Genomic DNA, 7,686 nt, shown 5'->3' on the forward strand with positions numbered 1-7,686 from the left:
CCTCTACTCCTTGGTCGTGCGGCCGAGGATCTGGCCGAACACGGCGCCCAGCGCCGCCTCCGGATCGTCCACCGCGGAGGCGGACCGCCAGGCGACCATGTGGTCCGGGCGGACCAGGAGAACCCCGTCCTCCGCGACCTCGGAAAGGGTGCGGTAGTCGCCGTAGCCGTCCTCGTAGTCGCAGCCGCGGCCGATCGACCAGACTCGGATGGGCACGCCCAGGCGCTTGGCGACGCGCTCGGCCGCCTCCCGCCAGGCGGCGCCGTTGATGCCGGTGAGCAGGGTGAACCGGCCCCGGCCGCACAGGTCGAAGGTGGAGACGCGCCGCTGGTCCCTGGTCAGCCACACGTGCGGCAGGTGGCGTCCCGGACGGGTCGAGGCGAAGTAGTAGATCTCCTCGTCACGCGGCGCGGGCTGTTCGGGGGTGCCGTCGGGCACGATCGCGGCGGACGTGTAGTGCTGGTTGGTCTCGACGCCGTGCGTGTTGAAGCCCATGATCGTGTTCTGCAGCGCGGTGTCGAACTCCTGCCGCAGTCGGCCGCCCTCGGCCGTCGGCTGCAGCAGGGCGTCGAGGGCGTCGTGCAGTTCCTGCGCGCCGGAGGCGGGCGGCAGACGCAGTGCCATGAAGATCTGCGGCATCAGCCCGTCGCTGCGCTTGGCGCGCTGGACGATCTGCTTGGCGACCGGCAGCCGCTCGTCGCGGTAACTGTCGAGCAGCGTGGGTGCGGCTTCGCCGCGCAACACCATCGCGAGCTTCCAGCACAGGTTGTAGCTGTCCTGGATGGAGGTGTTCGAACCGAGGCCGTTCATGGGCGAGTGCCGGTGTACGGCGTCGCCGACGCAGATGACCCGGCCGGCCATGTTGTCGGTCGCGTAGACGTCGTTGACCGCCCAGGTGGAGATCGACTCGATCTTCACCGGCACCTGGTCGTCGCCGATCAGCTGGTGCGCGATGCGGACGCCGTCCTCCTCGGTGAGCGAGGGGTGCCCGGCGTTGACGTCGTAGCCCCACACGCCGATCCACTTGGTCCACGGGCGCACCATGCGCAGCACGCCGATGCCGTTGCCGTCGTGGCCGACGCCCGGCTGAACGAACCAGTACATGTCGCCCGGACGGTGCTCGACGAAGCGGGTGAGGTCCGCCTCGAACACCACGTTGATCGAGCCTCCGAGCCCCATCTTGCCGACCAGGGGCAGGCCCGCCTGCGCGGCGACCGTCGAGTTGCCGCCGTCCGCGCCGATCAGGTACTTGCTGCGGATGCCGTACTCCTGGCCGGTCAGCCTGTCCCTGACCAGGGCGGTCACGCCGTCGTCGTCCTGTGTGAACGTCAGCAGCTCGGTGTTGAAGCGGACGGACGACCCCCGGGAGGCGGCGGCGTTGACCAGGATGGGCTCCAGCACGTGCTGCGGCAGGTCGCACACGGAGCACGGGCTGGCGAGGTCGTGCTCGGCCTTGAAGTGGGGATGGGTGTACCACGTGCGCAGACGGCCGAGCTCCCGCCCGGCGAGGCTCGTGGCGTACACGTGCTCGCCCATCAGGTGCTGCGGAGTCGCGTTCTTGACCACCTCCCCCTCCAGCCCGAGGTCACGCAGCACCTCGACGCCGCGCTGGTTGGTGATGTGCGCACGGGGCGTGTTCGAGACCCCGGGGTACTTGTTGAGCACCACGTTGGGGATGCCGTACGTCGAGAGCAGCGCCGCGGCGGTGGCTCCCGCCGGACCGGACCCGACGATCAGTACGTCCGTCTCCACGACGGGGGTGAGGGTATCCATGTCATGGCTCCAAAAAGGTGCGGTCAGTGCCGGTGGCCCCAGAGGTCGGGGCCGGGGATCTCGGTGACCTGCCAGGTCTCGTCGTCGATGAGGACGCCGCCGCTGCCGAACTCGGTGTGCACACCGACGGGGGACTCGGCGTAGAAGGAGAACATCTGGTCGTTGCTGTGCCGTCCGAGCGTCATGGTGACCGGGACGTCGCGGTCGAGCACGAGGTCATAGGTCCGGCCCACCTGGTCCATGTCGGGAACCTCAAGCATGAAGTGGTGCAGGAACGGTTGGTCGATGCCGAAGAACGGGCCGTCCACGAAGGCGATGCTGTGGTGGCGCGGGTTCGTGTGCAGGAACGTCGCCTGGAACGGCACCCGCATCGTGTCGCTGATCTTGAAGCCCAGGACGTCGGTGTAGAACCGCTGCTGGGCCGCCACGTCCGGGCTGGCGAGTACGACATGGCCCAGGCCGAGGTCACCCGTGACGAACCGTTCGATGTCCCGTGCCGAGGTGAACCGCCCCTCGCCCAGCGAGGCCCCGTGGAACAGCTCGACCCGGTTGCCCGCGGGGTCGAGGAAGTGCGCCATGCCGGCCACGCGCCGGATCTCCAGCTCCCGCTGCGTCGCCTCGTGGGCCACGACGCCGTGGTCGCTCAGCTCGTTGAGCGCGGCGCTCAACGCGTCGCCGTCGGCGACCTCCCAGCCGTAGTAGGCGCCGCCGTCCTGCTCTCCGGCCTCGACGGTGATGCGGTGGTGCATGTCGTCGATGCGGAAGTGGGTGGCGCCGTCCTCTCCCTCGACCCGTTGCATGCCGAGGATGTCGGTGGCATAGGTGGTGAAGGCGTCCGGCTCACGCGCGGACAGGCCAAGGTAGCCGAGCTGCTTGATGTCCATGCTGTGCTCTCCTAGTCGTACGGGGTCAGAACGCGTCGGTGAGGAAGCCGCGCAGCAGCGCCGCGTACTGGGCGGTGCGCTCGATCTGCACCCAGTGACCGCACTTCGGGAAGACGTGCAGCTGCGCGTTGGGCAGGTGCTGCTGCAGGAAGACGCTGGAGTCGGGGGTGACGAAGCGGTCCTCACGGCCGTGCACGATGAGGAACGGATGCGGCATCCGGCGCAGCGCGGACGGCGGTACGGCCATCTCGGCGGGGGAGGAGGAGAAGAAGCGCTCGAAGGAACGCCGCACCTCGGGCCGCATGACCTCCTTGTAGCGCGTCTCGGTGATCTCCGAGATCGACCTGCCCAGGGCGTCCTCGTCGTAGACGAACCACCTGGTGAGGTTCTCCAGCGCGCTGATCGTCGGGTCCTTGTAGAAGGACACCATCCGCATGACCTCAGGCGTCGGCTGCGAGTGCCCGCCCGCGCTGCCCATCAGGGAGATCCGGGCGAAACGGTCCGGCGCCGTCATCACCAGGTGCATGGCGAGGGCGCCGCCCATCGAGTTGCCGACCAGGTGCGCCCGCTCGACACCGAGGACGTCCATCAGGGCGAGCACCTGCTCGACCCGCATGCGCATCCATCCGGTCAGGCTGCCCGGCATGTCCTCGGGGTGGTCGGTGCGGCCGTAGCCGACGAGGTCGGGGGCGACCACGTGATAGTCGTCGCTCAGCGCGGGGATGAAGCTGCTCCAGTTCGACCCCGCGTTGGCGCCGGGGCCGCCGCCGTGCAGAAGAATTACGGTCTCGTGGCTCTCCTCCCCGCTTTCCAAGAAGAAAGTGGAATAGCCATTGGTTTCGACGGTGCGCTCGGTCACTGGAATGGGCTCCTTCCTGTCACGCACGGGCATTGCTCAGGATGGTGCGTTGATCGGTAAACGGCCGGGATCGGGCCTGCCAGGCGACGGCGGGACTTGCCTCTTTCGCCCCTGGTATTGCTAGCTTGTGCGTTGTCGCACCACCGTAGACAGACACCACGTTGATGCGCTTCGTACGATGTGTCGCTAGTTGTCGGTGTTGATCCGACGTTGTGTCGCAGGAGAGGAGCAACCCCTGTGAGCCTTGATGACGCCGTCCAGGACCTGGCTGACCGTCTCGGCGTGGCGCTGGTGGTGCTCGACCACGACCTGAAGATCGCGGCGTTCAGCGTCCACGACACCGACGCCCGGCTGGCCCGGCTCGCCCGGTTGCTCGCGGGCTCGACGGCGCCGGTGACGAATTCGCTGGTGGAAGGGCATCGGCTACGCTACGTGAAGCACGGTGTGCGGGTGCCTCAGGCCGACGGGGAGCTGGTCGTCCTGCCGCTGCGTCATGAGCAGCAGCTGCTCGGCTACGTCTACTACGTAGAGGATCGGGAGGCGCCGCGCGTCGACGATCTCGAAGTACTGGAATCCGCCGCGCCGGAAATGGGCGCGCTGCTCTCACTGCGGATCTCCGAGCGGAGGCACGACAAGGAGAATTCGAAGAACCTGCTTGCGGCATTGCTCGGAGAATCGCCGGAGGCCCGTTCGGCGGCGGCGGAGACCCTCGTGCGGGAAAACCTCATCGACGACGTCGAGAATTACTCGGTTCTCGTCCTCCAGGCCCCTGAGTCGTCCTCAAGGTCGGTGACGAGACTTGCCGTCGAGGCGACCCTCGAATTCACCATGAGATCGACGACCGTGAAGATCGTCGGTGCCGTTCTCGGAGCCGAGGGAATCGTTCTCTTTCCGCGTCCGGTCAACCACGACAGGCTTGAACGCGCCCTCGCCGACCACGATCTGGAGGAGGTCGTGGCAGGTGTGGGCAGCGTGAAACCGTCGTTGCCGGAGGCGGTCGACTCCTACCACGAGGCCCGGCTCGCCCTCCGCGCCTCCCGGCTGGACAGGCGTCGTTACGGCAGGCGGGTCTTCTGGGAGGACCTCGGCATCGACCGTCTGTTCCTGCAACTGCCGCTCGACCGGCTGACACCGAGCCAGCTCCCCGCCGGAGTGCGACGCCTGCTGGGCGCGCCCCAGGGTGCCGAACTCGCGACGATCCTGGAGGGCTACCTCGACAGCGGCGGCGAGATCCAGGGTACGGCGCGGCGTCTGCGCATCCACCGCAGCACGCTCTACTACCGGCTTGACCGCATCCGCGAGATCATCGACTGCGACATCACGGACGGGGCGACCCGCCTGGAACTGCACGCCGGCCTCCGCATCGCCCGCCTCGCCGGCCTGTGGCCGCACAGGTGACACGTCCGCGACCCGGAACCGTGCGCCTGGCGTCGTTCGAGGTCGTCACCGGGAAGGGCCGGCTTCACCTCACGCCCGTATTTCTCGATCAGCGGGTCAGCCACCGTGGAGACCCCAGCGATCCAGGCCCGTATAGACGAACGCGGTCCGGCACGCAGGAGCGGAAAGGCACTCCGCCTCTCCTCTGTAGATCGCCACAAGCGAGTCCGGTCCCCTCCACCAGGTGTCCGCCAGCCCTGCCACCTCCTGTACGGGCTCATAACCTTCGAGCTGGATCGCTTCAACCTCGTCGCCTGTGATCTTCGTGATTTTCGTGGCCCACATCGACGCGTGGTAGGCCAGCGCGACCGACTCCACCCAGCCCTCGACGGTCGCGTGCAGAGGGGTCCAGAGTTCGCTGTGAATACCGAACTCATCACCAGGACCGATCATGAAGGCGTAGGGAACCGACGTCCGCTGTCCGCCCGCGTCGAACCACCAGCCTTCGGCCGGTGAACCTTCCGGAATATCCGAAGACAGAACCCGGGGACCACCCTCGTAATGCGGAGCCGGCGGGAGCGCGAATCCACCCCAACGAGCCTCGTACTCCGCGGCCCGATCGATCTCGTGTGCCGGGATGCCTAACGCGATCCACCTGTCCCGAAATCGATCGCCCTTCGAAGGCCTCACCCGGAAGCCATGAATTTTGACAAAGTCGCGGGCCCTGCGAGTGAGCCCTTGAGGAACGTCGGTGATGTCATGATCCATATCTCTCAGGGCTTCCTCGTGCGGGGCCGTAGGTCTGGCCGTCCCGCCTGCGGCCCCAGCCGTTTCACGTGCTGTGCCTGGCGTTGGCTGTTCCACTCTCGGGGGAACTATCTGTGCGGCCAATCACGCCCGGACCGTTCACGGTCATGCTTCAGAGCCAGGCGTACGGCGAAATAGATGACCAGGAACTGAATGAAAGCGCCGAACAGCATGAAGATCAAGCTCATGCCTGAAACGCCGAGATTCATGGTCTCTCCCTCATCGTCGGCGATCAGCCTGCCTGCCCCCGGCCCACGCTGTCCACTGTCGTTTCCGTGGCAGGCGCTGTCTTCGCGGTGCCGAAGCGGTACCCCCCGGACCACCGGCCGGTGGAACCACGTTTGAACGAGCACGTTCGGGTTTGCCGCCCATCCGGGTTCGAAGCCCCGAGCCTCCGTACGCGAAAGGCCTCTCTCGGGCTAGGAACGGGACAGGGCTCCTCGGCCGCTCGGGGTGGACAGTTTGAATATGGAGATGCCCCGTGCTCCACCGGCGATCACGATGTTCGGCTCGCTCCAGCACAGGCCGAACATCGCTGTTTCACCACGTACGACGGCGATGCATGACGGGTCATCACTGATGGCCCAGATCCGCACGCTCCCGTCGTCGGAGGCGCTGGCCAGCCAGGAGCCGTCTGGGGAGATCGCCACGGCGTTCACTCCGCCGGTGTGGCCGGTGAGGGTGGCTCGTGGGGTGCCGTCGGTGTTCCAGGTTCGTACGGTTCCGTCGCGGGATGTGCTGGCCAGCCAGGAGCCGTCTGGGGAGATCGCCACGGCGTTCACTCCGCCGGTGTGGCCGGTGAGGGTGGCTCGTGGGGTGCCGTCGGTGTTCCAGGTTCGTACGGTTCCGTCGCGGGATGTGCTGGCCAGCCAGGAGCCGTCTGGGGAGATCGCCACGGCGTTCACTCCGCCGGTGTGGCCGGTGAGGGTGGCTCGTGGGGTGCCGTCGGTGTTCCAGGTTCGTACGGTTCCGTCCTGGGAGGCGCTGGCCAGCCAGGAGCCGTCCGAGGAGATCGCCACTCCCCTCACTCCGCCGGTGTGGCCGGTGAGGGTGGCTCGTGGGGTGCCGTCGGCGTTCCAGGTTCGTACGGTTCCGTCCTGGGAGGCGCTGGCCAGCCAGGAGTTGTCCGAGGAGGTCGCCACCGCGTTCACCCAGTCGGTGTGGCCGGTGAGGGTGGCGTGTGGGATGCCGTCGGCGTTCCAGATCCGCACCGTCCTGTCGTCGGAGGCGCTGGCCAGCCAGGAGTTGTCCGAGGAGATCGCCACCGCGTTCACCCAGTCGGTGTGACCGGTGAGGGTGGCGTGTGGGATGCCGTCGGCGTTCCAGATCCGCACCGTTCCGTCGTCGGAGGCGCCGGCCAGCCAGGAGTTGTCCGAGGAGATCGCCACCGCGTTCACCCCGCTGATGCGGCCGGTCAGGATGGTGCGCAGCGTGCCGTCGGTGTTCCAGATTCGTATGGTTCCGTCGCGGGATGTGCTGGCCAGCCAGGAGCCGTCTGGGGAGACCGCCACCCCCTTCACCCCGCCGATACGGCCGGTCAAGGTGGTAAGCAGACCTCCGTCGGCTCCCCAGATTCGTACGGTTCCGTCGCGGGATGTGCTGGCCAGCCAGGAGTTGTCCGCGACGATCGCCACCCCCTTCACTCCGCCGGTGTGGCCGGTGAGGGTGGCTCGTGGGGTGCCGTCGGTGTTCCAGGTTCGTACGGTTCCGTCGCGGGAGGCGCTGGCCAGCCAGGAGCCGTCCGAGGAGATCGCCACCGCGTTCACCCAGTCGGTGTGGCCGGTGATTGTGGAACGCAGACCTCCGTCGGCTCCCCAGGTTCGTACGGTTCCGTCCTGGGAGGCGCTGGCCAGCCAGGAGCCGTCTGGGGAGATCGCCACGGCGTTCACCTCGCCGGTGTGGCCGGTGAGGGTGGCTCGTGGGGTGCCGTCGGTGTTCCAGGTTCGTACGGTTCCGTCCTGGGAGGCGCTGGCCAGCCAGGAGCCG

7 protein-coding genes are annotated in these 7,686 nt (G+C 67.6%); 1 reads left to right on the forward strand and 6 read right to left on the reverse strand.

Translation table 11 applies throughout. The features are described 5' to 3' along the window. Positions 1–3: 3 nt before the first annotated feature. From ACIBVQ_RS38435 to ACIBVQ_RS38445, 3 genes are read right to left on the reverse strand one after another with little or no spacing between them, the layout of a single operon-like run. Positions 4–1,773, reverse strand: coding sequence for an FAD-dependent oxidoreductase (locus ACIBVQ_RS38435; protein ID WP_399183765.1), 1,770 nt, complete (start codon positions 1,771–1,773; stop codon positions 4–6). A gap of 23 nt (positions 1,774–1,796) precedes the next feature. Beyond that, positions 1,797–2,657 carry a VOC family protein gene (locus ACIBVQ_RS38440; RefSeq protein WP_399183767.1) on the reverse strand — a complete coding sequence of 287 codons (861 nt, stop codon included), beginning with the start codon at positions 2,655–2,657 and terminating at the stop codon, positions 1,797–1,799. A 25-nt stretch (positions 2,658–2,682) separates the two neighbouring features. Continuing rightward, positions 2,683–3,471 carry an alpha/beta fold hydrolase gene (locus ACIBVQ_RS38445; protein ID WP_399183769.1) on the reverse strand — a complete coding sequence of 263 codons (789 nt, stop codon included), beginning with the start codon at positions 3,469–3,471 and terminating at the stop codon, positions 2,683–2,685. A 282-nt stretch (positions 3,472–3,753) separates the two neighbouring features. Between ACIBVQ_RS38445 and ACIBVQ_RS38450 the strand changes: the two genes are divergently transcribed. Further along, positions 3,754–4,914, forward strand: a complete 1,161-nt coding sequence (locus ACIBVQ_RS38450) for a PucR family transcriptional regulator (protein ID WP_399183771.1) — start codon at positions 3,754–3,756, stop codon at positions 4,912–4,914. Positions 4,915–5,010: 96 nt separating this feature from the next. Here ACIBVQ_RS38450 and ACIBVQ_RS38455 read toward each other — a convergent pair whose 3' ends face one another. From ACIBVQ_RS38455 to ACIBVQ_RS38465, 3 genes are all read right to left on the reverse strand, one after another. Continuing rightward, the gene (locus tag ACIBVQ_RS38455) at positions 5,011–5,661 is read right to left on the reverse strand and encodes a hypothetical protein (protein WP_352014822.1); all 651 of its coding nucleotides are present in this window, start codon (positions 5,659–5,661) and stop codon (positions 5,011–5,013) included. A 107-nt stretch (positions 5,662–5,768) separates the two neighbouring features. Beyond that, positions 5,769–5,909: a hypothetical protein gene (locus ACIBVQ_RS38460; RefSeq protein WP_352014821.1), complete on the reverse strand. Its 141-nt coding sequence runs from the start codon at positions 5,907–5,909 to the stop codon at positions 5,769–5,771. Between the two features lie 210 nt (positions 5,910–6,119). Next, the coding region (locus ACIBVQ_RS38465; protein WP_399183774.1) for a WD40 repeat domain-containing protein at positions 6,120–7,686 on the reverse strand (1,567 nt) is incomplete at its 5' end.

It is taken from the genome of Streptosporangium sp. NPDC049376 (genome assembly GCF_044466505.1).
Lineage (GTDB): Bacteria > Actinomycetota > Actinomycetes > Streptosporangiales > Streptosporangiaceae > Streptosporangium.